Origin of the sequence: Georgenia sp. SUBG003 (assembly GCF_000715355.2) — a bacterium.
Lineage (GTDB): Bacteria > Actinomycetota > Actinomycetes > Actinomycetales > Actinomycetaceae > Georgenia.
This window is the reverse complement of the sequence record NZ_CP180204.1, coordinates 413,043-437,042: the sequence shown is the minus strand read 5'-3', so window position 1 is coordinate 437,042 and position 24,000 is coordinate 413,043. Positions and strand designations below refer to the sequence as shown.

General features: G+C 73.1%; 23 protein-coding genes and 6 pseudogenes. 7 read left to right on the top strand and 22 right to left on the bottom strand.

From position 1 onward, the window contains the following. Positions 1–56 precede the first annotated feature (56 nt). From DA06_RS01940 to DA06_RS01920, 5 genes and pseudogenes are all read right to left on the bottom strand, one after another. Positions 57–398 carry a hypothetical protein gene (locus DA06_RS01940; protein ID WP_418606774.1) on the bottom strand — a complete coding sequence of 114 codons (342 nt, stop codon included), beginning with the start codon at positions 396–398 and terminating at the stop codon, positions 57–59. A 112-nt stretch (positions 399–510) separates the two neighbouring features. Continuing rightward, positions 511–1,212: pseudogene (locus tag DA06_RS01935) on the bottom strand (ABC transporter substrate-binding protein); the annotation flags it as partial. Positions 1,213–1,504: 292 nt separating this feature from the next. Next, complete coding sequence (locus DA06_RS01930; RefSeq protein WP_043496880.1) at positions 1,505–2,509, bottom strand: LacI family DNA-binding transcriptional regulator; 1,005 nt, start codon at positions 2,507–2,509, stop codon at positions 1,505–1,507. Positions 2,510–2,796: 287 nt separating this feature from the next. Continuing rightward, positions 2,797–3,921, bottom strand: coding sequence for an amidase family protein (locus tag DA06_RS01925; protein ID WP_052436255.1), 1,125 nt, complete (start codon positions 3,919–3,921; stop codon positions 2,797–2,799). Between the two features lie 55 nt (positions 3,922–3,976). Next, positions 3,977–4,342: pseudogene (locus DA06_RS01920) on the bottom strand (amidase family protein); the annotation flags it as partial. Positions 4,343–4,658: 316 nt separating this feature from the next. Between DA06_RS01920 and DA06_RS01915 the strand changes: the two are divergent. Further along, positions 4,659–4,727: pseudogene (locus DA06_RS01915) on the top strand (hypothetical protein); the annotation flags it as partial. On the opposite strand, the gene DA06_RS01910 reads toward DA06_RS01915, so the two are convergent. The 4 genes and pseudogenes from DA06_RS01910 to DA06_RS01895 all read right to left on the bottom strand — a co-directional run. Beyond that, a complete protein-coding gene (locus tag DA06_RS01910; RefSeq protein ID WP_418608321.1) occupies positions 4,720–5,886 on the bottom strand; it encodes an FAD/NAD(P)-binding protein in 1,167 nt (388 codons plus the stop codon). The pseudogene DA06_RS01915 and the gene DA06_RS01910 overlap by 8 nt on opposite strands. A gap of 46 nt (positions 5,887–5,932) precedes the next feature. Further along, positions 5,933–6,202 (bottom strand): annotated as a pseudogene (locus DA06_RS01905) (FAD/NAD(P)-binding protein); the annotation flags it as partial. A gap of 309 nt (positions 6,203–6,511) precedes the next feature. Further along, positions 6,512–7,708, bottom strand: coding sequence for an MMPL family transporter (locus tag DA06_RS01900; protein ID WP_418606773.1), 1,197 nt, complete (start codon positions 7,706–7,708; stop codon positions 6,512–6,514). Between the two features lie 280 nt (positions 7,709–7,988). Continuing rightward, positions 7,989–9,026: pseudogene (locus DA06_RS01895) on the bottom strand (MMPL family transporter); the annotation flags it as partial. Here DA06_RS01895 and DA06_RS01890 point away from each other — a divergent pair. The 4 genes from DA06_RS01890 (at position 8,907) to DA06_RS01875 (ending at position 11,910) form a co-directional block, all read left to right on the top strand. Next, a complete protein-coding gene (locus tag DA06_RS01890; protein ID WP_043496878.1) occupies positions 8,907–10,262 on the top strand; it encodes a replication-associated recombination protein A in 1,356 nt (451 codons plus the stop codon). The pseudogene DA06_RS01895 and the gene DA06_RS01890 overlap by 120 nt on opposite strands. A gap of 134 nt (positions 10,263–10,396) precedes the next feature. Beyond that, complete coding sequence (gene rpsD / locus DA06_RS01885; protein ID WP_043496877.1) at positions 10,397–11,020, top strand: 30S ribosomal protein S4; 624 nt, start codon at positions 10,397–10,399, stop codon at positions 11,018–11,020. Between the two features lie 143 nt (positions 11,021–11,163). Continuing rightward, a complete protein-coding gene (locus DA06_RS01880; protein ID WP_043496876.1) occupies positions 11,164–11,520 on the top strand; it encodes a DUF948 domain-containing protein in 357 nt (118 codons plus the stop codon). A 9-nt stretch (positions 11,521–11,529) separates the two neighbouring features. Next, positions 11,530–11,910, top strand: coding sequence for a hypothetical protein (locus tag DA06_RS01875; RefSeq protein WP_418606772.1), 381 nt, complete (start codon positions 11,530–11,532; stop codon positions 11,908–11,910). On the opposite strand, the gene DA06_RS01870 is transcribed toward DA06_RS01875, so the two are convergent. The 4 genes from DA06_RS01870 to DA06_RS01855 form a co-directional block, all read right to left on the bottom strand. Then, complete coding sequence (locus DA06_RS01870) at positions 11,852–12,685, bottom strand: SDR family oxidoreductase (protein ID WP_052436252.1); 834 nt, start codon at positions 12,683–12,685, stop codon at positions 11,852–11,854. The genes DA06_RS01875 and DA06_RS01870 overlap by 59 nt on opposite strands. Next, positions 12,682–12,960, bottom strand: a complete 279-nt coding sequence (locus DA06_RS01865) for a hypothetical protein (protein WP_043496872.1) — start codon at positions 12,958–12,960, stop codon at positions 12,682–12,684. Before DA06_RS01865 ends, DA06_RS01870 begins: the two co-directional genes overlap by 4 nt. A gap of 29 nt (positions 12,961–12,989) precedes the next feature. Then, on the bottom strand, positions 12,990–13,325 hold the full coding sequence (locus tag DA06_RS01860) for a DUF3140 domain-containing protein (protein WP_043496871.1): 336 nt from the start codon (positions 13,323–13,325) through the stop codon (positions 12,990–12,992). Between the two features lie 101 nt (positions 13,326–13,426). After that, positions 13,427–13,861, bottom strand: a complete 435-nt coding sequence (locus DA06_RS01855) for a VOC family protein (RefSeq protein ID WP_043496870.1) — start codon at positions 13,859–13,861, stop codon at positions 13,427–13,429. A gap of 154 nt (positions 13,862–14,015) precedes the next feature. Between DA06_RS01855 and DA06_RS01850 the strand changes: the two genes are divergently transcribed. Beyond that, positions 14,016–14,417 carry a VOC family protein gene (locus DA06_RS01850; protein WP_043496869.1) on the top strand — a complete coding sequence of 134 codons (402 nt, stop codon included), beginning with the start codon at positions 14,016–14,018 and terminating at the stop codon, positions 14,415–14,417. 9 nt (positions 14,418–14,426) lie between these two features. Here the strand turns inward: DA06_RS01850 and DA06_RS01845 are convergent, their stop codons facing one another. Then, a complete protein-coding gene (locus DA06_RS01845; protein ID WP_418606770.1) occupies positions 14,427–15,413 on the bottom strand; it encodes an LCP family protein in 987 nt (328 codons plus the stop codon). A 53-nt stretch (positions 15,414–15,466) separates the two neighbouring features. Here DA06_RS01845 and DA06_RS01840 point away from each other — a divergent pair, with 53 nt between their 5' ends. Beyond that, a complete protein-coding gene (locus DA06_RS01840; protein ID WP_052436251.1) occupies positions 15,467–16,348 on the top strand; it encodes an alpha/beta hydrolase family protein in 882 nt (293 codons plus the stop codon). Here the strand turns inward: DA06_RS01840 and DA06_RS01835 are convergent. From DA06_RS01835 to DA06_RS01800, 8 genes and pseudogenes are all read right to left on the bottom strand, one after another. Further along, the gene (locus DA06_RS01835; RefSeq protein WP_418606769.1) at positions 16,309–16,647 is read right to left on the bottom strand and encodes a hypothetical protein; all 339 of its coding nucleotides are present in this window, start codon (positions 16,645–16,647) and stop codon (positions 16,309–16,311) included. The two genes, DA06_RS01840 and DA06_RS01835, sit on opposite strands and share 40 nt — an antisense overlap. Beyond that, positions 16,635–18,056, bottom strand: coding sequence for an alkaline phosphatase family protein (locus DA06_RS01830; protein WP_418606768.1), 1,422 nt, complete (start codon positions 18,054–18,056; stop codon positions 16,635–16,637). The genes DA06_RS01835 and DA06_RS01830 overlap by 13 nt, the downstream gene beginning before the upstream one ends. Before the next feature lie 159 nt (positions 18,057–18,215). Continuing rightward, positions 18,216–19,277: an aspartate-semialdehyde dehydrogenase gene (locus DA06_RS01825; RefSeq protein ID WP_043496862.1), complete on the bottom strand. Its 1,062-nt coding sequence runs from the start codon at positions 19,275–19,277 to the stop codon at positions 18,216–18,218. Continuing rightward, positions 19,274–20,554 carry an aspartate kinase gene (locus DA06_RS01820; protein ID WP_043496861.1) on the bottom strand — a complete coding sequence of 427 codons (1,281 nt, stop codon included), beginning with the start codon at positions 20,552–20,554 and terminating at the stop codon, positions 19,274–19,276. Before DA06_RS01820 ends, DA06_RS01825 begins: the two co-directional genes overlap by 4 nt. Positions 20,555–20,795: 241 nt before the next feature. Further along, a complete protein-coding gene (locus DA06_RS01815; protein ID WP_043496860.1) occupies positions 20,796–21,587 on the bottom strand; it encodes a sulfite exporter TauE/SafE family protein in 792 nt (263 codons plus the stop codon). A gap of 66 nt (positions 21,588–21,653) precedes the next feature. Continuing rightward, a complete protein-coding gene (gene recR, locus DA06_RS01810) occupies positions 21,654–22,253 on the bottom strand; it encodes a recombination mediator RecR (protein WP_043496859.1) in 600 nt (199 codons plus the stop codon). Between the two features lie 10 nt (positions 22,254–22,263). Then, positions 22,264–22,527: a hypothetical protein gene (locus tag DA06_RS01805; RefSeq protein WP_418606767.1), complete on the bottom strand. Its 264-nt coding sequence runs from the start codon at positions 22,525–22,527 to the stop codon at positions 22,264–22,266. Positions 22,528–22,703: 176 nt separating this feature from the next. Then, positions 22,704–23,886: pseudogene (locus DA06_RS01800) on the bottom strand (IS30 family transposase). Positions 23,887–24,000 lie beyond the last annotated feature (114 nt).

Sequence of the window (24,000 nt, the reverse complement as noted above, 5' to 3'; positions counted from 1 at the left end):
GGGTGGGGGGAGGGGGTGCCGCGGGCGGGGTGTCCGCCCGCGGCACGGTGAGGGCGTCAGCCGGTGATGTCGGCGATGCCCGCCTCGTACTGCTGGCCGAGCTGCTCCTGGACCTCGGCCGGGGACTTCGTGCCGTTGAGGAGCTCCTGCAGGCCGGCGTTGAGCTCGTCGTAGAAGGTCGGGGTCGGCCAGTCGGGGTAGAAGGCGATGCCGTCGCGCTCGTTGAGGGTGTTGAAGTTCTCGATGAGCTGTGCGGACTTCTCGTCGGTGATGTCGGCCGGGTCGGCGGCGACGGGGACGCCGCCGTTGTTGCCGATGAGGGCCTGGATCTCCGGGCGCATCGTGATGTCGATGAACTCCTGGGCGAGCTCGGCGTTCTGCGCGCGCTCGGGGATCACCCACATGTTGCCCGCAGAGCCGGGGGGACATCTCGGCGCCGGGGAAGAGGAAGGTCCCGAACTCGAAGTCGGTGATCTCCGTGGTGAAGCGGTTGTGCCACCACGAGCCGGAGAAGAAGATCGGGTACTCGCCGCCGATGAACGCGGTGCCGGCGTCCTCCGCCTTGAGGCCGGTGGCGTTGGTGGAGATGTAGCCCTTGTCGGTCCAGTCCTTGACCGTCTCGGTGGCGAAGGTGATCTCCTCACCGGTCCAGTCGACGTCGTCCGTGTACAGCTGGTAGGCGTCGACGAAGTCGCGGTCGGCCTTCGTCAGCGCCAGCTGGTACCAGAGCTGGCCGAGCGGGTACTCGGCGGCGGCCTCGGCGAGCGGGGTCACGCCCTGGTCGGCGAAGGCGGCGAGGACCTGCTCGAACTCCTCGAGCGTGGTCGGGACCTCGAGGCCGGCCTCCTCGAACATGTCGACGTTGTAGTAGACCTCGACGAACTCGCCGTAGTTGGGGACGCCGTACCAGCTGCCCGAACCCATGACGCCGTTCTCGTCGTAGCGGGCCGTGGTCTGCAGGGCAGGTGCCAGCTGGTCGTCCCAGCCGTACTCCTCGACGACGTCGTCCAGCGGACTGAGGAGCCCCTGGCTCGCGAGGAGGCCGGCGGTGGCGTTGCCCTTGTTGTACTCGAGGATGTCCGGCGCCTCGTCGGAGTTGAGCACCTGGCTGGCGGTGGAGCGGATCTGCTCGAAGCTCTTCGCCTCGAACTCCACGGTCGCGCCGGTCTCCTCCTCGAAGACCTTGATCGCCTCGTCCCAGGCGATGCCCATGGCGGACGTCTCGGACTCGAAGTGCCACAGGCGGAGGACGTCGTCGCCCCCGCCCTCGGAGCCGGCGTCGTCGGAGGAGCCGCACCCGGCGAGCACCAGGGCGCTCGCGGCCAGGGCGGCCGCACCGATCGTCGTCGTCCTGCGGTTCATGTTCCTACCTCCTCGTAGGCCCGCGGCGGTCCGCGGGGGGTTGGGGGGTGTGCTGAGAGATGTTCGGATGCCGGTAGTGCGAAATGGTCGAAACGCTTCGATGATGGGTGGAGAGGTCCTCCCTCGGCGGTGCGGGCTGGGGCTAGCGGTGGGAGACGGAGCCGTGCGAGACGTAGGTGGGCGGCAGGAGCTCGACACGGGGCTCGACCGGGGCGGACAGCTGCGCGACGGCGAGCTCGACGGCGCGTTCGGAGCTCGCCTCGGGAATGAGGGGGACGACGTCGAGCGGCGGGTCGAAGGTGGTGGTGTCGAAGGTGGATCCGGCCGAGATGACGGAGACGTCACCGGGCACCGTGAGGCCGCGGTCCGCCAGGTACGCGACGGCCTCGCGCTGGGTCTGCTCCTCCCCGTGCATCATCAGCGCGGTCATGTCGCCCTCGGGACCGAGCAGGGAGTCGACGGCGGAGCCGACCTTGGCCGGGTCGTGCTCGCCGGTCGCGAAGCGGGCCTCGAGCCCCCGCCGCTCCGCGTGCTCGAGGAAGGCGTCGCGGAAGCGCGGCGGGAAGTTCGAGCCGCGCTCGTACACCGAGGCCGGGTGGCCGAGCAGGCCGACTGTGCGGTGACCGGCGTCGGCGAGGGTGTCGACGGCGAGGCGGGCGGCCGCGGCGAAGTCGAGGTCGACGCACACCAGGCCGTCGCTGTTGTCCGGCACGCCGATGAGCACGGCGGGCAGGTCGAGGGAGCGGACGAGATCGGCCCGCTCGTCGTCGCGGAGGACGTCCAGGACGATGATGCCGTCGACGAGCCGGCTCGAGGTGACGCGCCGGAGGCCGGCGTCGGCCTCCTCCTGGGTCAGGAGGAGCACGTCGTAGTCGTACCGCCGGGCCGCGGTGGCGACGGCGAGGACGAACGCCATGTGGGCGGGGGTGTAGGTGTCGGGCCGGAGCGGCTCGGTCACGGCGAGGATGTAGGTGCGCCGCCCGGCGAGCATGCGTGCCCCGGCGTTGGGCCGGTAGTCGAGGTCGCGCACGGCGTCCTCGATCCGGCGGCGCGTGGACTCGGCGATGGCGCGCTTGCCGCTGAGAGCGTAGGAGACGGTGCTGATCGAGACGCCCGCGGCGCGTGCCACGTCCTTGATGGTCGCCATCGATCCTCCTTCCGTCCTCGCTGCGGCGCGGGACTGTCTAAACGCTTCGACTGTGAAGCTGAACGGGACACTAGAGGACAGAGCGCGTCCGGCGCAAGCGTTTCCGGGAAACGTTTCGACGAACGATCTCGCGGCTCCGCCCGCGTGGCCTGCTGACCTCGGCATTACAGGGGATCGTGGACCTCAGTTGCCGCAACGGGTCGGGCCCGTGGGAGATGCCACGCGATGCCCCGCCGCAGAAACCGCGGCGGGGCACCGGAGGTTCCGGGCGTCGTGCCCGGACCGCGTCAGCTCAGACCGCGCGGCGCGCCCAGCGGCGGCCGGTACTCGAGGGCCGGGGCGTACGCCGGGGTGACCCGGTGCTCCGTGGCCTGCTCGTAGGCGTACGCGTAGCCGAGGAGCGGACCCTCGGTGAACGGCCGGCCGAGGAAGGACAGGCTGCGTGAGACGCCGTCGGCCGCGGTGCCCATCGGGACCATGACGGACGGGTAGCCCGAGAGGCTCGCCATCGCCGAGCCGCTGCCGGAGGAGTGGATGAGGACGTCGACGTCGTGCTGCTCGAGCAGCTGGTCGATCTCGGCCTGCATGGCGGCCGGGCCGCTCGCGACCGCCTCCAGGTAGGCGGGAGCGGTCATGCTGCCCCGGGCGGACTCGCTGCGCAGGCGGTTCAGGACGGCGCCGGCGATCGGGAAGCCCTCCTGCTCGCTGGCGGCCAGGACGTCGGCGTGGGACTGGACGGGAGCGTCCGGGCGGCGGGTCTGCAGGTACTCGCCGAGCTGGGTCTTGAACTCGGTCTCGGAGATGAACGTGTAGTACTGCCCCTGCAGCCGCTGCATGGACGTGGGCGCCTGGATGCCGTCGACGACCTCGGCGCCGAGGGCCTCCATGTCCGCGACGGCCTGGTCGACGACCGCGCTCTCGGTGCCCGGCACGTACGTGCGCAGCACCCCGACACGGACGCCTTCCAGCGCGCCGGCGTCGAGGAAGTCGGTGTAGTCCGCCGGGACCTGGCCCTCGGCGGCGAGCGTGCGCGGATCCTCCGCGTCGACGCCGGCGATGACGTTGAGCAGCTCGGCGCTGTCCGTCACGGTCCGGGTCATCGGCCCGGCGACGTCGAAGGTCAGCGAGAAGGGGATGATGCCCGCACCGCTGACCAGGCCCATGGTCGGCTTGACGGCGGCGAGGGAGTTCTGGTTCGCCGGGCCGCGGATCGAGCCAAGGGTGTCGGACCCGACGCCGATCACGCCGAGGTTCGCGGCGACGGCGACGGCGGGGCCGCCGCTGGAGCCGCCGGGGGAGAGGGCGGGGTCGTAGGGGTTGAGGGTCTGGCCGTTGGCCGAGCTGTACCCGGCCTTCCCGCCGTGGGCCCACTCGTCGAGGTTGCCCTTGCCGAGGACGATCGCCCCCGGCATCCCGCAGCCGGGCGGTGATCGTCGCGTCCTGGTCGGGGTTGTCGCCGGCGAGGGCGAGGGAGCCGCCGGTCGTCGGCATGTCGGCGGTCTCGATGTTGTCCTTGAGGACGACGGGGATGCAGTGGAGGTCGCCGACGTCGCCGCCGGAGCGGCGGTACTCGGCGTCCAGGGCGCGGGCCTCGGCCATCGCGTCCTCGTTGACGGTGATGAACGCGTTGAGGTCGTCCTCGTAGGCCTCGATGCGCTGCAGGTAGCCGTCGACGAGCGTCTTGCAGGTGAGGGATCCGTCGGCGAAGGCCTCGCGAATCTGCTCGACCGTCGTCTCCTCGATCGTGAAGCCGTTGGCGCCGGCGGCGCGGTCCGACGGCGCGTGCTCGGGCGGTGCGGCGAGTGCGGCCGAGGCGAAGACGCCCGTGGCCATGAGCGAGGCTGCGGTGGCAGCCGCGGCACGGCGAAGTCTCATGTGACCCTCCAGGTCGGTTGGGAACTGCCTGTGAAAAGTCCCAGAGGCCCGTTTCCCGGCCGTGTCCCGGACGTAAGGGTCGCGTTTCGGCCGCAACGCCTCGGCGTGCTGCTGCGTGGTCGGGCCGTGCCGTCGCGCATATGGTGCACAGGCATACCGAGAACGAGCGGACGGACGGCTGGTGCCTCGCGACCTCACCCTGAAGGCGCTGAACGCCGCGCACCGCGCGTGGATCGCCCTCGCGCGCGGCCACGGCGGCTGGCGCGTGGCACGCATGCCGGTGCTGGAGCTCACCACCACCGGGCGGCGCACCGGCAGGCCTCACCGGGTGCTCCTCACCGCCCCGGTGCAGCTGGGGGAGGCGTTCGTCGTCGTCGCCTCGCGCGGGCCACCACGCCGGCGGCCACCAGCGCGAGCAGCTGCGCCGTGCGCCCCGGCGGCGGACCTGACGCGAGAGCGAGCCCGAGCGGGTCGAACCAGCCGTGGACGTCGGCGACGACGGAACGGGCGGCGATCGCGCCCGCGCCGACGAGCCTTCCCACGTGGCCGCGGACGGCGCCGAACGCCCGGTTCACGGCCGCCCGCGGGCTGCGCAGCGGCTGGGCCACCGACACCAGCTCGGCGGTCCGCCACCGTTCCACCCAGGCGTCCCACGCCGCTCCGTCGGGCCGGACGATCTCGGGCCGGTCGAGGCGCGTGACGTCGATCCACCAGGCGGGGTCTGCGACCAGCTCGCGCACGCTCGGCCCGAGGCCCTCGGGCGGCACGGCCGCGAGGCGGGCGACGACCTCCTCGAGGCCGCCGGCCCGGACCACGCCGGGACTGATGTCGAGCACGGTGCGCAGGTGCGCGAGGACGAGCTCGCGGGCCACCTGCGGCCAGACGTCCCTGGCGAAGTCCTGGTCCGGCACCCGGGCCACGGCGTCGAACCACTCCGGGGTCGCGAGCAGCGGGACGTACCGCGGCGGCAGCCCCCCGTAGTAGGACTTGCTGCGGTACGGCAGGCCCCGCCGGGAGCCGACGAGCAGGCGCGGCTCACGCCCGGAAGGCACGTAGGTCAGCTCGAACGGCGATCCGCCGGGGACGAAACGTCCGCCGCGCCCGGCGGTCACCTGGGCGACGACGTCGAAGAAGTTCGCGCCCAGGCCGGCCACGATCACGTCCTCGCCGGCGGGCAGGACGGACCAGTCGCGCTCGGCCGGCATGCCGGGCTCGACGTAGGTGAGCCCGTGCCGGGCGGCTGCCGCCACGAACGCCTCGGTGGCGGCGGTCCGCCGGGACTGGACCATGCCCTGGGCGAGCACCACCGCACGGGCCGCCAGCGAGGTGCCGTCGGCGAGGTGCACGACGCGGGTCCCACCGTCGGCCGTGAGGTCGACGACCGACCCGACGACCTCGTCCACGACGACGCCGTCCCGTGCCGCCACCGCGGCGAGCTGCTCGCGGTAGTAGACGCCCTGCAGGCGGCGCGTGGGGTAGGACCAGGGCCGCAGCCCGGCGATCTCCCCCGGCCGCCCACGCGGGCCGCTCCGGCGGCGCGTCGGACGACGTCGCCCAGGCCACGAGGTCCGGACCCGGCGTGACCGGGCCGTCCATCGGCGTGGAGCCGTCGGGGGTAGATCGTGGTGTGGGCGGCGTACGTGTTGTTGAGGAAGTGCGGCGTCTGGTCGGTGCGCCAGGTCGCCCCGGCGCGACCTCGACGGCGTCGACGACGGCGACGCTCACCGGCCCGGGACCCCCGTGGCGGGCCGTGAGCCGCTCGACGACGGCGACCGCGCGCGGCCCCCCGCCCACCACCACGAGGTCGTAGGTGCTCATGCGCGCGACCTGGCTCTCGTCCCCGCCCGGATACCGGTGAGGTCGGTGGCGCTCGGGGTCATGCGGCTTCCTCCGGTTCGGCGTCGCACGGACGGGGCGATCTCGCGATGGGGGACACGCTCTCGCGCCCCGTCGCTCTCCCGCCGGGCGTCCCGGCGCTCACGATCCGGGGGTGTCCGGGGCGCCGCCAAGACGGGGGCGGCGAAATCTCAGGATGCGGTCCGGCCGGGCGGAACGAGGCAAGTGGGGCGGGACGAGACAGGCGGGACGGGACCGGCAGCCTGCGGCGACCGTCGGTCACCCGCCACGTCAGTGGACGATCCCGAACCTCTCGTACAGACGCCGCATCGGGGCCGGGGCCCACCAGTTCCACCTGCCGAGCAGGGTCATCGTGGCGGGGACGAGCAGCATGCGCACGAGCGTGGCGTCCACCAGCACGATCACGGCCAGGGCGACGCCGGCCTGCTTGATGACGATGAGCTCGCCGGTGACGAAGCCGGCGAAGACGGCCACCATGATCAGCGCCGCGGAGGTGATGATCCGCCCGGAGCGCTGCAGGCCGCGCTCGACCGCGGCGTCGTTGTCGTGCCCGGCGTCCCAGTACTCCTTGATCCTGGCGAGCAGGAAGACCTCGTAGTCCATGGCGAGCCCGAAGCCGAACGCGACCGCGATGGCCACCACGTAGGCCTCGAGGCCGGCCACCGGCGTGAAGTCGAGCAGGCCGGTGAGGTGCCCCTGCTGGAAGATCCACACCGTCACGCCGAGAGACGCCGCCAGCGAGAGCAGGTTCACCACCAGCGCCTTGAGCGGGACGAGCACCGACCCCGTCATGAGGAACAGCAGCACGAAGATCGCCAGGACGACGACGGCGCCCGCCAGGGGGAGCCCGGCGACGAGGGAGTCGTTGAAGTCGAGCTGCACGGCGGCCTGGCCGGTCACCCAGGTCTCGTAGCCGGGGTCGATGGCCCGGACCTGCTCGACGGCGTCGGTCGCCTCCTCGCCGGCGGCGTCCGTCACGTCGAGGAACACGGGCAGGACGGTGTGCTCCCCGGACGCGCCCGGTTCGCCGACCATCTCCACGCCGTCGACGGCGGAGATCTCCTCGGCGAGCCCGCCCACCTCGGCCGGGCCCGCGTCGGCGACCACCGTCAGCTCGGGCGTGCGGGAGCCGGGATAGTTCTCGGCCAGGACGGAGATGTAGTCCCGCTGGTCGGAGTCGCGGGGGAGCAGGTCGGTGGTCGAGCTGCGCATCGCCAGCCCGGTGACGGGCGAGGCGAGCAGCACGAGCACCGCCAGCGAACCCAGGAGGACGAGCCAGGGGTGGGCGTGGACGCGGCGGGCCAGGCGGGAGAAGACGCCCTCGGCGGGGGCGACGTCGCCGAGGCCGCGGACCAGCACGCGCAGGCCGGGGACGCGGGAGAGCACCGACGGCCTGCGCATGCGGTCGCCGAGGAGCACGAGGGTCGCCGGCACCAGCGTGACGGCGCAGGCGACGGCGAGGAGCACCGAGGCGATGCCGGCCGCCCGCGATGGCGCGGAGCACCTCCGGGCGCATGAGCAGGAGGCCGGCGATGGCGAAGGCGACGGTCAGCGCCGAGAACACGACCGTCCGGCCGGCCGTCGCCACCGTCGTGCGCACGGCCTCGAGGAGGGCCGGGTCACGGTGACCGCGTCGGCGCCGGAGAGCCGGGCGCGGGGGCACGTCGGCCCCTCCCGCGGCGTCGACCCGGTGCAGCTCCTCCCGGTAGCGCGAGACGACGAGCAGGCCGTAGTCGATGGACAGCGCCATGGACATCACCGTGATGACGTTGACCACGAAGGAGTCGACGTCGACCGTGTACGTCAGTGCCAGCAGGATGCCCAGCCCGCCCACGATGGACACGAGCGCGCCGACGATCGGCAGGCCGGCGGCGAGGAAACCGCCGAACACGACGACCATGATCAGCAGCGCCAGCGGGAGCGCGAACACCTCGCCGCTGACCAGGTCCTCCTCGACCTGACCGACGATGGCGTCGGCGAACAGCGTGATCGAGCTGACGGTCCCCTCCGCGCCGGGGGCGACGTCCGCCAGCTCCCCGGGCACCTCGCCGAGCCGCTCCACCACGGCCTCGTGCGCGGTGTCCGCGGCGCCGTCGTCCAGGCCCTCCTCCAGCACGACGGCCATGAGGAACCCGTCCCGGTCGGTCGGGACAAGACCGGCGGCGGCGGGGTTCGCGAGCCCCTCCGGCAGGGCGAACGGGTCGACGACGGAGGCGACGCCGTCGATCTCGGCGAGGTCCGCGCGGGCGGGTCCGAGCGCCGCGGCGACCCCCGAGGCGACCTGCTCGTCGTCCACGTCGGCGCCCTGGACGACGAGCGAGATCTGGTCGCCGCCCCTGCCCTCCTCGTCGAGGATCTCCTGCGCGGCCTGGCTCTCCGAGCCGGGGACGACCGGTGCGCCGGTCTGGAGGCGGTCGAACAGGCCCTGGCCGGCGAGTCCGGTCGTGGCCGCGAGGCCGGCGAAGAGGGCGACCACGGCCCAGACGGCGATCACGGTGCGCGGGTGCCGGGCGACGAGCCGGCCGATCAGGGCGAACACGCGGGCCAGTTTCCCACCCCCGCGCGCCCGCCCGCGCACATGGTCCAGCCTCCCGCGGCCGGCGTGCCCCGCGCGGTCGCGTCCGCCGTCGGCGGAACCGCTCCGACGCCCGGATAGCCTGGGGCGGTGGATCTCTTCGAGGCTGCCGGCGCGGACGACGCCGGTGTGCCCGCCGTCGGGCGGGGCGCACCCCTGGCGGTGCGCATGCGTCCGGCCACCCTCGACGAGGTCCTCGGTCAGGCCCATTTGCTCGAGCCGGGGTCGCCGCTGCGCCGCCTGGTCGAGCCCGCCCCCGAGGGACGACGGCGGATCGCGCCGTCGTCCGTGGTGCTGTGGGGGCCGCCCGGGACGGGCAAGACCACCCTGGCCTACCTGGTCGCGCACGGGTCGGGCCGTCGCTTCACCGAGCTCTCCGCCGTCACGGCGGGCGTGAAGGACGTCCGCGCCGTCGTCGAGGACGCCCGCCGGCGCCTCGTCACCTCCGGGGAGGAGACGGTCCTCTTCATCGACGAGGTCCACCGCTTCTCCAAGACCCAGCAGGACGCGCTCCTGCCGTCCGTGGAGAACCGGTGGGTCACCCTCGTCGCCGCCACCACGGAGAACCCGAGCTTCTCCGTCATCTCGCCGCTGCTCTCCCGCTCGCTGCTGCTCACGCTGCGCCCGCTCGCCGAGGAGCACGTGCGCGCCCTGGTTGACCGGGCGCTCACCGACGACCGCGGGCTCGGCGGCGCCCTCACCCTGGACGACGACGCCGCCGACCACCTGATCCGCCTCGCCGGCGCCGACGCCCGCAAGGCGCTGACGATCCTGGAGGCCGCGGCCGGCTCCGCCGAGGCCGCCGGGGAGGGCACCATCACCCTCGGCTCCGTGGAGCGGGCCATCGACGTCGCCGCGGTGCGCTACGACCGCGCCGGCGACCAGCACTACGACGTCATCTCCGCCTTCATCAAGTCCATGCGGGGCTCCGACGTCGACGCCGCCCTGCACTACCTCGGCCGCATGGTCGTGGCGGGGGAGGACCCGCGGTTCATCGCCCGCCGGATCGTCATCGCTGCGGCCGAGGACGTCGGGATGGCCGACCCCTCCGCCCTGCAGACGGCCGTCGCCGCCGCGCAGGCCGTCCAGCTCATCGGCATGCCGGAGGCACGGATCATCCTGGCCGAGGCCGTGGTCCACGTGGCCACGGCGCCGAAGTCCAACGCCGCCTACAAGGCGGTCGACGCGGCGATCGCCGACGTCCGGGCCGGCCGGATCGGCCCCGTCCCGGCGCACCTGCGCGACGCGCACTACGCCGGTGCCAAGGACCACGGCCACGGCGTCGGGTACGTGTACTCGCACGACGAGCCGCACGGCATCGCCGCCCAGCAGTACGCCCCGGACGACCTCGTCGACGTGCGCTACTACCGCCCCACCGCCCACGGTCACGAGCGGGAGATCACAGCACGCCTCGACCGGATCAGGCAGCTGCTCGCCGGCCGGTGATGCTAGGCTTTTCCGGTTGCCCGCGCCGAACGCGCAGGTGACCACCCTGGGGTCATGGCCATCGGGTCGACCCCGCGCCGAACGGCATCCGCCGTCGCCGGTGTGACGTCAACAACGACAGGAAGTTCAACCACATGGCAGTGAGCCGCACGCGCCGTCAGGTGCGCCTTTCCCGGTCCCTGGGCATCGCGCTGACCCCCAAGGCCGTCAAGTACTTCGAGAAGCGCCCGTACGGTCCGGGCGAGCACGGGCGCGCCCGTCGCCGCACCGAGTCCGACTACGCGGTGCGTCTGAAGGAGAAGCAGCGTCTGCGCGCCCAGTACGGCATCCGCGAGGCGCAGCTGCAGCGCGTCTTCGAGGAGGCCCGCCGCGAGCAGTTCCTGACCGGTGAGTCCCTCGTCGAGCTGCTCGAGATGCGCCTCGACGCCCTCGTGCTGCGCTCCGGATTCGCGCGCACCATCGCCCAGGCCCGCCAGGCCGTCGTGCACCGCCACATCCTCGTGGACGGCAAGCTCGTCGACCGTCCGTCCTTCCGCGTGAAGCCGGGCCAGGTCATCCAGGTCAAGCCGCGCTCCCAGACGATGGTGCCCTTCCAGGTCGCCGCCGCCGGCGCCCACCGCGACGTGCTGCCCAACGTCCCGGCGTACCTCGACGTCCAGGTCGAGAAGCTGCGCGCCGAGCTGGTCCGCCGCCCGAAGCGCGTCGAGGTCCCCGTGACCTGCAACGAGCAGCTGGTCGTCGAGTACTACTCGCGCTGATCCGTCTCCTCGCACGCTGCGCCCCGGGCAGCCGGCCCACCACGCCGGTTCCCGGGGCGCTGCCGTCGGAGGGTAGATTCCTCCCGGCGGCGTCGGCTCAGGACCGGACGCCGGGCCTGACCTCTCGTTCCCAAGGAGCCCACATGTCCGTCGGTGACATCGCCGGTCTGATCGCCGCGATCGCGTTCGTGGCGCTGGTGATCTTCCTCGCCGTGCCCCTGCTCAAGCTCGGCAAGGTTCTCGACGAGACCCGCGGCACCGTCCGGCAGCTCACCGAGCACACCCTCCCGGCGATCGACGAGGCCGCCCAGACCATCCGCGCCACCAACGGCCAGCTCGAGAAGGTCGACACGATCACCACCTCGGCCGCTCAGGTGACGGAGGACGTCTCCGCGCTGACCACGCTGGTCTCCGCCACCGTCGGCGGGCCGCTCATCAAGCTGTCCGCCTTCTCCTACGCCGTCCGCAGCGTGCTCGGCGGGAACGGGCGGCAGCGATGAACCCCCCGCGTGCTCGTGGGCGTGGGGCTCCTCGGCGTCACGATCGCCGGAACCGCGATCCTCCTGGCCGCCGGTCGTGCGCCGTCGGTCCTGGACCGCCTGCGCGCCCTGCCGCAGGACTTCGCCGCCGCGTACCGGGAGCGCGAGGCGGAGCTGCGCGCGGCGCTCCTGCCCGACGACGACGCCGTCGCGGCCGCCCGAGCCGACGTCGCCGCACGCCGTGCCTCGGGCCGCAGCCTCGGCGCGGTCCCCCCGCCTGGGCTCTCGCCACGACGCGTTCCCGCGCAGCCGCAGGCGCGCCTGGTGGCGGCGTCTCACCACGTGGCGAGTCTCAGGGGCGCCGCCAGTCGTCGCTGGTCAGGTGCGAGCCCGCCATCGGGCCCATGGTGAGCATGCCGCCGTCGACGGCCCACGACGCGCCGTTGACGTATCCGGCGTCCGGCCCGCACAGGAACGCCACCGTCGCGGCGATCTCCCGCGCGTCCCCGGGGCGCGCGACCGGGATTCCTGGGCGGTACTTGTCCTCGAGAACCGACTCGTCCTCCTGCCCCGTCATGGGGGTGGCGATCTCCCCCGGTGCCACTGCGTTGACGGTGATGCCGTGCTCGGCAAGCTCGATCGCCGCGACCTTGACCAGCAGGCCCAGCCCGCCCTTGGCGGCGCAGTACGGGCCTGCGCCCACGCGCGGAGCGCGCTCGTGCACCGAGGTGATGGCCACGATCCTGCCGCCGTTGCCGGCCGCGACCATGTGCCGTGCCGCAGCCTGGAGGCAGCAGAACGCTCCGTCGAGGTCCACCGAGAGGACGTCCCGCCAGGTCGACCAGTCCATCTCGAGCAGCAGGGTCGAGCTGCCGGTGCCTGAGCTCATCACGAGCGTGTCGACACCGCCCATCGCCTCCGCGAGCTCGTCCACGACGGCCGTGCCGTTGCGCGGCTCGGTCAGGTCGAGGCGACGCATGTGCGCCGTGGCCCCGGCCGCCCGCACCTCCTCCGCCGTCGCCTCCGCGCCGGCCTCGTCCTCGTGCCAGGTGACGGCGACCTGCCGGCCGGGCGCGGCGAGCGCGACGGCCGTGGCCTTCCCGATGCCCGAGTCGCCTCCCGTGACGATGATCCGGGTGGGTTCGAACGCTGCCGGCGCCTCGGTGGCTGCGGGCGTGGCGCTCACCGCGACACCAGCTTGAAGAAGGTGGAGTCGCTGCCGTCCGCCTTCTTCTGCTGGTACAGGAAGGCGAGCTTCTCGTCCTCGAACTTGGCGAACCAGTCGTCCCAGCTGATGTGCTCGAGCTGGTCCTCGCCGGCACCGCCCGGGAAGTCGATCCGGAGGACGCCCGCCTCGCCCGACTCCTCGGTGCCCCGCACGCTGGCGGGCCTGCCGTCGTGCTCCTCCACCCAGCGGCGGATCTCGTCGTGGTCGGTCGTCGTGCTGCTTTCCGAGGCCATGCCTTTCCTCCTCCTGTCGGTGCGGTCGGTCAGAGCGGCTTGAGAGGGTCGTGTCCGAGAGACATCAGACGACGGCGCCACGCGGCGTCGCCGGCGGTGGGCTCGGGCTCCGCGCCGCGCGCGGTCCTGATCTCCGCGACGACGTTCCGCATGGTCGTCGCGTCGTCCTCGGTGAGGTCGGTGCGGCGCTTGCCCAGCACGCCCAGCACGGTGCGGGACGCGGGCGTGCCGGCCTGGTCCGGGTAGACCTCGGCGGTCTCGCCGGACTCCTCGGTCGCCAGCCAGTCGCGAAGCTCGGCGGACGTCATGTTGACGAGCCGGTGGAACTCCTCCCACAGCTCGTCGTCGACGACGGACTCGGCCATCTCTCCTCCGGGTGCGGTCGGGGTGGTTGCTCCTCGGTCCTCGACGGTAGGCGGACCTCCGTGGCCCCGCACGCCGGGACCGTACGCCCGGGCCGGGGCGATCAGTCCAGGCAGAACTCGTTGCCCTCCGGGTCCTGCATGACGATCCAGCCCGCGTCCATGCCGCCGGGCTCGAAGCGACGCACGCGCACGGCACCGAGGGCGACCAGCTGGTCGCACCGCTCCTCGAGCGCCGCCATCCGCTCCTCACCCTGCAGCCCGGGAGCTGCGCGGACGTCCAGGTGCACGCGATTCTTCGCGGTCTTGCTCTCCGGCACGCGCTGGAAGAACAGGCGCGGTCCTGTGCCTCCGGGGTCGCTGACGGCGGACCGGTCGTTGCGGCGCTCCTCGGGGACGCCCCAGGCGTCGAGCGCGTCCGTCCAGGAGGCGAACCCGGGCGGTGGCGGGTCGAGCTGGTAGCCGAGCACGTCGGCCCAGAAGCGCGCGAGCGCGCCGGGGTCGGCCGCGTCGAAGGTGATCTGCACTGTCGCTGCCATGACGTCTCCTCGTTCGGTGGCGCGGATCCGGTCGGCTAGAGGCAACCACGTCCCGCCGACATCCCGCCACGTCCGCGGGCGGGTGCCGGGAGCGTCCCATGGCCGGCGCTCCGGACCCGTAGCAGCCAGGGAGGCGTCTGGGTAGTCTCGCGGGATGGGCGTCCACCAGCTGCGCGTCGTCGTCGAGGCCGAGGACTACGAGGCCGCCGTCGCCTTCTTCCGTGACGTGGTGGGCCTGCCGGTCGAGGAGACCTACTCCAGCGAGGGCGGCGCCGAGGTGACGATCATGGGCGCCGGCCGGGCGACCCTGGAGATCGCGAACCCCGCCCAGAAGGATCTCATCGACGACGTCGAGGTCGGCCGGCACGTCGCCCCGAAGATCAGGCTCGCCCTCGAGGTGGACGACACCGCGGCGATGACCGACAAGCTGGTCGAGGCCGGGGCGGAACTCGTCGCACCGCCGACGGTCACGCCGTGGCACTCGCTCAACTCGCGCCTCGACGTGGCCGCCGGCCTGCACGTGACGCTCTTCGCCGAGGGCGCCGACGCGTACTGACAGGCCGGCTCAGTCGACGTGGTCCCCGAGGGCGGGTGCGGCGTCCGGGTGAGCCGTCAGGTAGTCCCCGATCCTGTCCTCCGCGAACGCCGCGCTGACCTCCTTCATCCTCGCGTCGTCGAGCAGCACGATCGACTGCGTCCCGTCCGGGCTGCGGCCGGTCCCGACGTACGGCGCCGTGATGAAGTGGACAGAGTCCGGACGGAGGGCTCGGGCGCCGATCGCCAGGTCCCGCATCTTCGACACGGTCAGGCCGTCGTCGAGGGAGAGCGACCGGGTGACCGCCTCGAGGGTCGACATCAGCCGGCCGGGGTCGGTCAGGAGCTCCCGGTCGAACATGGAGCGCATGATCGCGCGCATCCAGTTCTGCTGGCGCTGGACACGACCGAAGTCGCCGCCGTCGACGTTGTACCGCTCGCGGGCGTAGGCGAGCGCCTGCTCGCCGTCGAGCACGTGGGTTCCCTCCTCGAGGGTCGCACCGCCGGCGGTGAGCGGCTGCGCGAGCGTGAGCTCCACACCGCCCAGCTCGTCGGTGAGCTCGGCGAACGACTCGAAGTCGGCGACGGCGAAGTGGTCGACCCGCACCCCGGTCAGCTGCTCCACGGTCTCGATCATCAGCGTGGGGCCGCCCCAGGAGAACGCGGCGTTGATCTTCGCGGTGCCGTGGCCCGGAACCTCCACCCACGAGTCGCGCGGGATCGACATCATCGTCAGGCTCTCCCGGTCACCCGAGATCTGCGCCAGCATGATGGCGTCGGTGCGCTGGGCACCTGCGGTCCACCGGTCCGGGTCGCCCGCCGAGATCCGGCTGTCTGAGCCGAGCACCAGGATGTTGACGGGCGGGCGGGCCGCCGCCCCGGCTCCGTCCGCCACCACGGTCCGCGGCGCGTTGACGGGCCGCTCCGGCAGCGGGGCGAACGGGTCGCCGATGCGTTCGATCCCCGCCTCGAGCCGCCCCTGGAGGTAGGACACCCCGGCGACGCCGGCGACCGCCACGGTCAGGAGGATGCTGAGCGCGACGAGGACAGCGACCCGCCCCGCGCGCCGACGTGTGGCTGCGCTGGTCCTCGGCGGCCCAGCCCCGCCAGGTCCTCTCCGTGCGCACCGGGCGCGAGGTGGTCAGTGCGGGCGGGCACCGCCCGGCGCCGTCGGTCCCGGTCCGTGACGTCTGGGCCGACGGGCCCGGTGGCCGCGTGCACGGCCTGCTGCGCGTGCCGGAGACCGGTGAGGGCCCATACCCCACCGTCGTCGACCTCCACGGCGGGCCGGCCTGGCACCGCTCGGACTCCTTCTCCCCCTACCTCGCGGCCTGGGTCGACCACGGCTTCGCCGTCGTCTCGGTCAACTACCGCGGGTCCACCGGCTACGGCACCGGGTGGCGCGACGCGCTCGAGGGCCGGGTCGGGCTGACGGAGCTGGAGGACGTCGCCGCCGTGCACGACGCGCTCGTGGCCGAGGGGGTGGTGGACCCGGCGCGCTCGGTGCTCGTCGGGGCGTCCTGGGGCGGGTTCCTGACGCTCCTCGGGCTGGGCACCCAGCCCGAACGGTGGGCGCTGGGGCTCGCGGACGTGCCGGTGGCGGACTACGTGACCGCGTACCACGAGGAGATGCCGGACCTGCAGGCCTTCGACCGGTCGCTCTTCGGCGGTTCCCCCGAGGAGGTGCCGGACCGGTACCGCGAGGCGAGCCCGCTGACCTACGTCGAGAAGGTGCGGGCGCCCGTGCTGATCACCGCGGGCCGCAACGACCCGCGGTGCCCGCTGGGGCAGATCGACTCCTTCGTGGGTGCGCTGCGGGCCCGGGCGGACCACGCCGCTCCGGTGGAGCTGTACACCTACGGCGCCGGCCACGGCTCTGTGGTCGACGACGAGGAGGTCTCGCAGCTGCGGCGTCAGCTCGACTTCGTGTCCAGCCACCTTCCGGCGGGCTGAGGCTCGCGGGCGGTGAGGTCGATGGTGCGGGTGCGGTTCAGCCACGACCGCCCGTCCCGCACGTCCGCCTCGCCGACCTCGACGCGTGCCTCGCGCCCGGAGACGACGAGGGTCATGACGCCGTTGACGAACCACGGCCCGTGGTCCACGTCCCACGTGAGGCCGACGTCGCGCACGCCCGCGCCGCGGGCCATCCGGTGCCACAGGCGGCGCAGCGTGGGCAGCTCCACGGCGGTGTAGGCGAGCTTGAGCGGGGTCTCCATCGGGTTGCGGAACGGCGACTGGGTCAGCTGGTGCACCGCCGTCGCCGGGGTGGGGGGGAGGGCAGGCGTGCGCGGGCGGTGTACGAGCAGTGGATGTCCCCGGACAGGATCAGCACGCTGGCCGGCGGGTCGGTGGTGCCGGCGACGTCCGTGAGAAGGCCGGCCATCCGGTCGAGGGAGTCGCGGAACGCCGCCCAGTGCTCGAGGTCCATGACGCGGCGGAGCCACTCTCCCGCCCGCGCGACGAGCGGGCCCCAGGCGCGGCGGGAGGTCACCGCCTCGTTCCAGCCCTGGACGTCGTGGATGCCGTGCGGGAGCAGGACCGGCAGCGTGGTGCCGAGGAGGAGATGGTCGAGGTTCGCCACGCGTGCCTGGTCGAGGACCCAGCGCCACTCCACGTCGTCGACCATGGCCCGCCGGGCGGGGTCCAGCCGCCGGGAGCACCGGCAGTCGACCACGACCAGGCGGATGCGGTGGTCCTGGGTGCCGAAGTCGCGGTAGTAGCTCCAGCGGGCGCTCGTGGGCTCGGCGTCGGAGCGCCGGGCGAAGGTGTCGAGCAGCTCGGTGCGTGCGTCGTCGTCCGGTGCCGCGCGGACGGCGGCGAAGACCGCGTCCTCGGCGAGCTCGGCCGGAGAGAGGTTCCCGAGGTGCTGGTAGACCCAGTACGAGGCGAAGGCACCGGTGACGCGCCCCGGCCACCACTCCTGGAGCGTGGCCCACTCGCGCCAGGACAGCGAGGAGTTCCAGTCGTCGCGGAGGTCGTGGTCGTCCAGGATCATGGCGCTCGGCACCGTGGAGAGCAGCCAGCGCACCGGCTCCGGCGTCCAGGACTCGAGGTAGAGCCAGGTGTACTCCTCGTAGTTGCGCACCTCGCCCCGTACCGCTCGGGCGCCGCCGCGGTGCACCTGCCTCAGCCGCTTCCGCAGCTCGGGCGAGGGGTCGTCGGCGTAGATCTGGTCGCCGGCCAGGAAGAGCGCGTCCGGCCACTCCCCGTGCGGGGTCACGGCCATCCGCTCGGCCAGGCCGGCCAGGGCGTCGACGCCGAAGGTGCGGCGCCCCCGCCCGTCGTCGGGCGCGCAACGGCGGCAGGATCCGAACGCCAGACGTAGCGAGGCGTCCGGGCGGACGGTGCGGATCACGCTCGGCGGGAACCTGGTGCCTGGCTCCGGCCAGGCGACGTCGCCGTCGAGGAGTACCTCGTACCCGTGCTCCGACGCCGGCGGCAGACCCGTGAGCACCAGCAGGGCGTAGTGATGGCCGTGGACGCCCCACGTCACCTCGCGCACCTCGCGCCCGGCGGCCCGGAGCTCGACGGCGCACGGACGGTCGGTCTCGACCCAGACGGTCGCGCTGGTCTCGTCGACGTGGCGCAGCACGGGGCCGAGCAGGAGGCGTGGGGCAGCACCCGCCACAGGTGGTCTGTCAGCGGCGGCATCGGTGCCCATGCCCGCACGCTAGCCGTGCCGACCGGGGTCTCGTGGCCGGTCGGCGCTGCAGCCTTCCGCGAACCACCGTGGTCGACGATGCCCTGACTGCTCGTTCCATGACGGAAACGTGCAGTCAGGGCATTCTCGCGACGTGCGGCCCGCTTACGGGTCAACCGATCAGGCGGCGACGAGCTCCTTGGCGAGCAGCTCGGCGATCTGGACCGCGTTGAGCGCGGCACCCTTGCGCAGGTTGTCGCCGACGACGAACATCGCCAGGCCCCTGCCGTCCGGCACCGACTGGTCGGTGCGGATCCGGCCGACGAACGTGTCGTCGGCGCCGGCGGCCTGGAGCGGCGTCGGGACGTCGACGAGCTCGACGCCCGCGGCGCCGGCGAGCAGCTCACGGGCGCGCTCCGGGCTGATCGGCCGGGCGAACTCGGCGTTGACCGACAGGGCGTGGCCGGTGAAGACCGGCACCCGCACGCAGGTGCCGGCCACGGCGAGGTCGGGCAGCTCGAGGATCTTGCGGGACTCGTTGCGGAGCTTCTGCTCCTCGTCGGTCTCCTCGGACCCGTCGTCGACGATCGAACCGGCCAGGGCGACGACGTCGAAGGCGATCGGTGCGACGTACTTCTCCGGCTGCGGGAACGTCACCGACGAGCCGTCGAGCGCGAGGGCCGTGAGATCCTGGTCGACGGCGGCGCGGACCTGACCCTCGAGCTCGCTGACGCCCGCGACGCCGGAGCCTGAGACGGCCTGGTAGGTGGAGACGACCAGCCGCTGCAGCCCGGCCTCGGCGTCGAGGACCTTCAGGGTCGGCATCGCGGCCATCGTGGTGCAGTTCGGGTTGGCGATGATGCCCTTGGGGCGGTCCGCCATCGCGTGCGGGTTGACCTCGGAGACCACCAGGGGCACCTCCGGGTCCTTCCGCCACGCCGAGGAGTTGTCGACGACGACGGCACCGGCCGCCGCGAAGCGCGGGGCGTGCTCGCGGGAGGCGGTGGCCCCGGCGGAGAAGATGGCGATGTCGATCCCGGCGAGGTCCGCCGTCGCCACGTCCTCGACGACGACGTCCTGACCGCGGAAGGGCAGAGTGGTGCCGGCCGAGCGGGCGGAGGCGAAGAACCGCACGGCGGCGGCCGGGAAGTCGCGCTCCTCGAGCAGCTGGCGCATGACGCGACCCACCTGCCCGGTGGCCCCGACCACCGCGACGGTGACGCCGTTGCTGACCTGGCTCATCGGCCCGTCCCTCCGTAGACGACGGCCTCGGACTCCTCGGAGTCGAGGTCGAAGGCGGTGTGGACCGCGCGCACGGCGGCGTCGAGGTCCTCGATCCTGGTGACGACGGAGATGCGGATCTCCGACGTCGAGATCATCTCGATGTTGATGCCCGCCTTCGACAGGGCGCCGAAGAGCTTGGCGGAGACGCCCGGGTGCGAGCGCATCCCGGCGCCCACGAGCGAGAGCTTGCCGATCTGGTCGTCGTAGCGGACCTCGGTGAACTGCAGGGTGTCCTCGGCCTCCTCGATCGCGCGCATCGTGGCGCGCCCGTCGGCCTCGGGCAGGGTGAAGGAGATGTCGGTGCGGCCGGTGCGCTGGGTCGAGATGTTCTGCACGATCATGTCGACGTTGGCCTCTGCGCCGGCGACGACCTCGAACAGCTTGGCGGCGATGCCGGGGACGTCGGGGACGCCGACCACGGTGATCTTGCCCTGGCTGCGGTCGTGGGCGACGCCGGAGATGATCGGGTCTTCCATGGCTTCCTCCTCGGCCTCGGTCCCGACGGGGGTGTCGGTGACCCAGGTGCCTTCCTTGGTCGAGAACGACGACCGCACGTGCAGCGGCACGCCGTAGCGGCGGGCGAACTCGACCGCCCGCAGGTGCAGGATCTTGGCGCCGTGCGCGGCCAGCTCGAGGGTCTCCTCGTAGGTGATGCGCTCGACGCGCCGGGCCGCGGGCACGATCCGCGGGTCGGCGGTGAACAGCCCGTCGACGTCGGTGTAGATCTCGCAGACGTCCGCCTTGAGGGCGGCGGCGAGGGCGACGGCGGTGGTGTCGGACCCGCCACGGCCCAGGGTGGTGACGTCGTTGAGCTCGTTGACCCCCTGGAAGCCGGCCACGATGGCGACCTGGCCGGCGTCGACCGCCTTGTGGATGCGCTCGGGGACGATCCCGATGATCGACGCCTTGCCGTAGCGGGCGTCCGTGCGCAGCCCGGCCTGCTGGCCGGTGTACGAGCGGGCCTTCACACCCAGCTCGTGGATCGCCATCGCCAGCAGCGCCATGGAGATGCGCTCGCCGGCCGTGAGCAGGATGTCCATCTCGCGCGCCGGGGCGTCGGCGGTGATCTGGCCGGCGAGGTCCAGCAGGTCGTCGGTGGTGTCACCCATGGCGGAGACGACCACGACAACGTCGTTGCCGGCCTGCTTGGTCTCGACGATCCGGCGGGCGACGCGCTGGATGCTGGCGGCGTCGGCGACGGACGAGCCGCCGAACTTCTGCACGACGAGGGCCACGGGTGGATCTCCGGTGAGAGGGGGTGCGCGTCGGCCGCTCCGCGCGGCCGAGAGGACTGGCTCAGTGTAGGGACGTCTCAGGTGGCGGGCACAGGCCCGCCCGCATGCCGGACCGGCCGCCGCCGGTGGGCCGGGGCGGGACCCGCAGGCCGGAGAACGGCACCGCCGCGCGGGAATCTGGCCGCCGCGGCGGCGACCGGGGTACGGGCGGCCGGGCCGGCGTGGCCCGGGATGACCAAGATCACCCCCAGTACTGCTGGACCGTCTGGTACCCCAGCCGGACCACCAGCGCGCCGACGACGACGATGAAGATGACCCGCACGAAGCCGCTGCCCTTCGCCACCGCCATCCGCGCGCCGATGTAGCCGCCGACGAGGTTGGCGGCGCCGACCGCGAGCCCGAGCGACCAGATCACCGCACCGTGGGGGACGAAGAAGACCAGCGCACCGGCGTTGGTGGCGAAGTTGACGATCTTCGCGATGGCCGAGGCCGGGAGGAACGCGTAGCCCAGGACCCCCACGAGCGAGATGACGAGGAAGCTCCCCGTGCCCGGGCCGAGCAGACCGTCGTAGGCGCCGATGAGCAGGCCGAGCCCCAGGGCCGCCCCGACGTGCCGGTTGCCCTCCCACCGCAGCGCCGTGGTGCGGCCGACGGACGGCCGCGCGAGGGTCCACGACGCCACGGCGACGCAGGCCACGAGGATGATCGGCGTGAACGCCTCGGCCGGGATCCGGCTGGCGACGGCGGCCCCGCCGATCGCTGCGACGAACGCGGCGACGGCCATCGGGGCCGCGGTGCGCAGGTCCGGACCGACGCGGCGGTAGTAGGTGATCGCACTGATCGAGGTGCCCATGATGGAGCCGACCTTGTTGGTGGCGAGCGCCTGGACCGGCGCGATGCCGGGGACGAGGAGCAGGGCGGGGAGCTGGATGAGGCCGCCGCCGCCGACCACCGCGTCCACCCAGCCGGCGGTGAGGCCGGCGAGAACCAGCAGGAGGATGGTGAGGGCGTCGATCTCGAGCACGTGGGTCATCCCACCACGACGGCGAGGTCGGCGAGGACGGCGTCCGCCGGAGGCCGGGACTACGTCCTCCGGAGGCTAGGCCTCCAGGCGCCGGCGCCCCTCGAACGCGCGGCCGAGCGTGACCTCGTCGGCGTACTCGAGGTCGCCGCCGACGGGCAGCCCGGAGGCGAGTCTTGAGACGGGGATCTCCATGCCGCGCAGCAGGCGGGCCAGGTAGGTGGCGGTCGCCTCGCCCTCGATGTTGGGATCCGTGGCAAGGATGACCTCCTCGACCGACCCGTCGGCGAGCCGGCTCATCAGCTCGCGGATGCGCAGGTCGTCGGGGCCCACCCCGTCGATCGGGTTGATGGCGCCGCCGAGCACGTGGTACTTCCCCCGGAACTCGCGGGTGCGCTCGATGGCGACGACGTCCTTGGCCTCCTCGACGACGCACAGCACGGCGGGGTTCCGGCGCGGGTCGGTGCAGATGCGGCACTGGGCGTGCTCGGAGACGTTGCCGCAGATCTCGCAGAAGCGGACCTTCGCCTTGACCTCGGTCAGCGCGTGGGCGAGCCGGGCGACGTCCTCGGTGTCGGACGAGAGGATGTGGAACGCGATGCGCTGAGCGCTCTTCGGGCCGACACCGGGCAGCCGGCCGAGCTCGTCGATCAGGTCCTGGACCGCACCTTCGTACACGCGTGCCAGCCTACGGCGCGGCCGGGCCGTCGGCGGACACGGTGATCTCCTCGATCACGGTGCCACCGAGGACCTGCGCGACGAGAGGTGCTCCGACCATGCCCGAGCCCTCGGCGTCGGGGTCGTCGCGGGACGGGGTGTCGTCGGCGGGCGCGACGGTCGGCCGACGGGCCGGCTCCGGCGCCGGCCGCACGGGCGGCTCGGCCGCGGACTGTGCGGACCGGACGGGCCGCGCGGGTGCGTCGTACCCCGGTTCGCCGGGGTCGTCGTCCACAGGCTCGGGCGGCCGAGGCGCGGCGCCACCTCGAGGCGCTCGCCACGGCGTCGGACACCGAGGGGGGCGGCGCGCGCGGTCGCCACGCTCGAGCCCGAGGTCACCGCGGCGGAGGCCGCCTCCAACGCCTGACCCCAACGCGCGAGACGTCATCTTCTCCGCGAGACGTGGCGGTCTCAAGGGGTGGTTGCAGCACCGGCTTGTTGGTGGGTGGAGAGTAGCGCCTCGAGAGCCTCGGCCGGGGGTGCGCCAGTCCAGGGTCATGCGGGGGCGGCCGTTGAGGAGGGCGGCGACCTCGTCGAGGCGTTCGGGGCCGTGGACCGACAGGTCGGTGCCCTTGGGGAAGTACTGGCGCAGCAGGCCGTTGGTGTTCTCGTTGGAGCCGCGCTGCCAGGGGCTGTGCGGGTCGCAGAAGTACACCGGCAGGTCGGTGGCGAAGGTGATCTCGGCGTGGCGGGCCATCTCCCGGCCCTGGTCCCAGGTCAGCGAGCGGCGCAGCTGCTCGGGCAGGGTGCGCATGGCCTTGACGATCGCGTCCCTGACCGCGACGGCGCCGTGCCCGTCGGGCAGGTGCAGCAGCATCACGAACCGGGTGGTGCGCTCGACCAGGGTCCCGATCGCCGAGCCGTTGGCGGTGCCGGTGATCAGGTCGCCCTCCCAGTGCCCGGGCACGGCCCGGTCGGCGGCCTCGGCGGGACGCTCGGAGATCAGCACCATGTCGGGGATCTGACCGCGCTGGGCGGTGGCCCGCCGCCCGCGGGGCCGGCGGGCCGCCCGGCCGGTGCGCAGGCAGGCGTGCAGCTCCTTGCGCAGCGCCCCGCGCCCCTGGACGAAGATGGCCTGGTAGATCGCCTCGTGGCTGACGCGCATGGACCCATCGTCGGGGAAGTCCGCGCGCAGGCGCCTGGTGATCTGCTGCGGGCTCCAGCCCAGGCCCAGCTTGGCCTCGACGTAGGCGCGCAGCCGGGGGTGGCTGGCGAGCTTGGCCGGCTTGGGGCGCCGGGCCCGCTCGTCGGCCTTGGCCTGGGCCAGGTGCGCCCGGTAGGGATGGGGGTGCCGGGCGGCCCGGTTACGGGCCAGCTCCCGGCTGACCGTGCTGGGGGCACGTCCCAGCGCGCGGGCGATCTGCCGCACCCCCTCGCCCGCGGCGCGCCGTACCGCGATCTCGTCCCGCTCCTGCACGCACAGACGGCGTCCCGTGGGCTCGCCGAGGATTAACGGACACACCCCGCCAGCCTCGGCCAGCCACGTGCGTGCCCCCTCGCGTGACACGCCGCCGGCCGCCGCCGCCGACTCGAACGTCCAGTCCCCGGCCCGGATCGCCCGCCAGAACGCCCTGCGCCCCGGGACCCACACCATCGGACGCGGCACCCGCACCACCTCTTCTCATCGAGGTGTTGCGTGGACCCCTTGAGACCGCCCGTCAAGTTCTCCGCGGGAGGTCAAGTTCTCCGCGAGACGTGATTGTTGCGA